The following is a 1,964-nucleotide window of genomic DNA, read 5'->3' as shown; positions in this document are numbered from 1 at the left end:
CGTGCCCCCGGCCAAATACATTGAAGCCGCCGCCAAGCACAACGCCGACATCATCGCCTGTTCCGCCCTGCTCACCACCACGATGGTCCACATCAAGGATGTCGTGAAGGGCGTGGCCGAGAGCCCCCTTGCCGGAAAGGTCAAAATCATGATCGGCGGCGCACCCGTCAATGACGCCTTCCGCGAGTCCATCGGAGCCGATTATTACACCCCCGACGCCTCCTCAGCCGCGGAAAAGGCCCTCGAAATCTGCGCCGCCGCGAGGGTTTGAAGCATTACAAGCAATGGGGAGGAGGCACAGTTTTCCTCCCTTACTTTTCAGAGGGGGTAGGCGAGGTGGGGGAAGCTTCCTATCTCGTCTACCCCGGATTTGGGTTTTCCGCTTCGACAAGCCCGTTCAAGGGAAGCTGTTTTACCGCCACGCAGGAACGCGCGGGGAAGTTGTTACGGAACACTTCGGAATAAGCGGCGTTTACGATGGAGAAATCGGCCATATCAACGATAACTACCGTCATTTTCACAATATCGTTGATAGATGCGCCGATTTCTTCAAGCAGAGCGAGGATATTCTTGAGGCTTTGTTCTGCTTGTCCCTTTACGCCACCCCCGGCAAGCTTCCCCGTGGCCGGATCGATCCCCAACTGGCCCGAGAAATAAACGGCGTTTTCGGATCGGGCTGCTTGGGAATACGGGCCAATGGCTGCAGGGGCTTTGGCTGTACGGATGATTTCGTTCCTCCAGGATGAATTTATGGGGTATGGGATGGATGACGCCTCATGGAAAATGGTATGAAGGGCAGGGACTGCGTCGCCCTTTTTCCCTAGCGCATACTGGAATTTCAGGACGCGACGTACCGGTTCAGCGTTGGCCGAATTTGGCCATAGCGTTTCCGGTCTCCTGATAGTGCAGAAGTATCTCCCTGGCTGTCGCCGTGGGATCCCGGGTGTATGCCGCTTGGGCTATTACCTCGTGCTGCTTGAAAAACACCGATGGGGGGAAGAGGCCGCTCCATTGACGGTGGAGCAGTATCTTGGAAATTGCTGCGCAGGAACGTTTTGCCATGTTTATCAACTTGTCGTTGCCGCAACGCTGGAGAAGAGTTTCATGAAAAGTTTCTTCAAGTCTTATAAGGTGTTCCCTCTCCGAATCGTTATGGCTTTGTTGGCGCATGGACTCCACAATCTCTTCAAGCCTGGCCATATCTGAATCCGTCCACAGCTCTAGAGAGCCTGATACCCCGGAAGACTCCAGAATCCCGGCTAGCCCGTAGCTGTCCATAATATCCTTTGATGTCAAAACGCGCACGAACGTTCCCTTTCGTGGTACGGACATCACGACTTCATCACCGCATAGTTTCTGCACTGCTTCCCGTACGGGGCCACGGCTTACTTCCAAATAGCTCGATAGCGAGCTTTCCTTTATCGGGCTTCCCGGGGGTAACTCGCCATCCGCGATGCGTTTTTTCAGATATTCATAGATTTGGTCGGAATAGGTCAATCTTTTGAATTGCATGGAGTTCTTTGGGGGCACTGTTTGGAGTACCGGGTAATTGTGTTTCGTCGGGGCACCCTTTGAGTTTGCGGGCTTTGGCGTCACGCACTGGCTTTTGAAGCCGGAAGGGTGCCGGTTAAATCGTCCTGTAAATGCAGACGATACCGGCAAAAGCGATCATCAGTTTGAGGACGACCTTGAATTGTTTTTCAGGAATTTTCCTAGCGACGGGTATGCTCGCAAGAAGGCCCGCGATCGCCCCGGGAATACCATATGCGACGGCTGTGAGGGTGGATGGGGTGAAGAACCCCGCAAAGGCTTGGGCGATGCATGTGACGATGGCTATGGCAAGAAAAAAAGCACCCAGAGTTCCGCGAGTTGTTTCCTTATCCCAGCCGACCATGAGGGCATAAATGACCACGGGAGGGCCGCTGAAGCTGATGGCCGCATTCGCGAAACCGGATCCGAAGCCC

4 protein-coding genes are annotated in these 1,964 nt (G+C 54.3%); 1 reads left to right on the top strand and 3 read right to left on the bottom strand.

Going from position 1 to position 1,964, the window contains the following annotated elements; all coding sequences use genetic code 11:
* Positions 1–271 (top strand): B12-binding domain-containing protein (locus HMPREF0178_RS15235; RefSeq protein ID WP_198134997.1); only part of this gene is annotated, 271 nt, incomplete at its 5' end.
* Positions 272–359: 88 nt separating this feature from the next.
* Here HMPREF0178_RS15235 and HMPREF0178_RS15230 read toward each other — a convergent pair.
* From HMPREF0178_RS15230 to HMPREF0178_RS15220, 3 genes are all read right to left on the bottom strand, one after another.
* Positions 360–725, bottom strand: coding sequence for a Rid family detoxifying hydrolase (locus HMPREF0178_RS15230; RefSeq protein ID WP_308774945.1), 366 nt, complete (start codon positions 723–725; stop codon positions 360–362).
* Positions 726–858: 133 nt separating this feature from the next.
* Positions 859–1,512, bottom strand: coding sequence for a GntR family transcriptional regulator (locus HMPREF0178_RS15225; RefSeq protein ID WP_009380591.1), 654 nt, complete (start codon positions 1,510–1,512; stop codon positions 859–861).
* Positions 1,513–1,627: 115 nt separating this feature from the next.
* Positions 1,628–1,964 (bottom strand): anion permease (locus HMPREF0178_RS15220; protein WP_009380590.1); only part of this gene is annotated, 337 nt, incomplete at its 5' end.

The sequence above is a fragment of the Bilophila sp. 4_1_30 genome (genome assembly GCF_000224655.1).
Classification (GTDB): Bacteria; Desulfobacterota; Desulfovibrionia; order Desulfovibrionales; family Desulfovibrionaceae; genus Bilophila; species Bilophila wadsworthia.
This window is presented reverse-complemented; position numbering and strand designations above follow the sequence as displayed.

What these genes read in the sequence shown, in the direction of transcription:
- HMPREF0178_RS15225 (WP_009380591.1), bottom strand. Translation starts at nt 1,512, where the DNA reads ATGCAATTCAAAAGATTGACCTATTCCGACCAAATCTATGAATATCTG.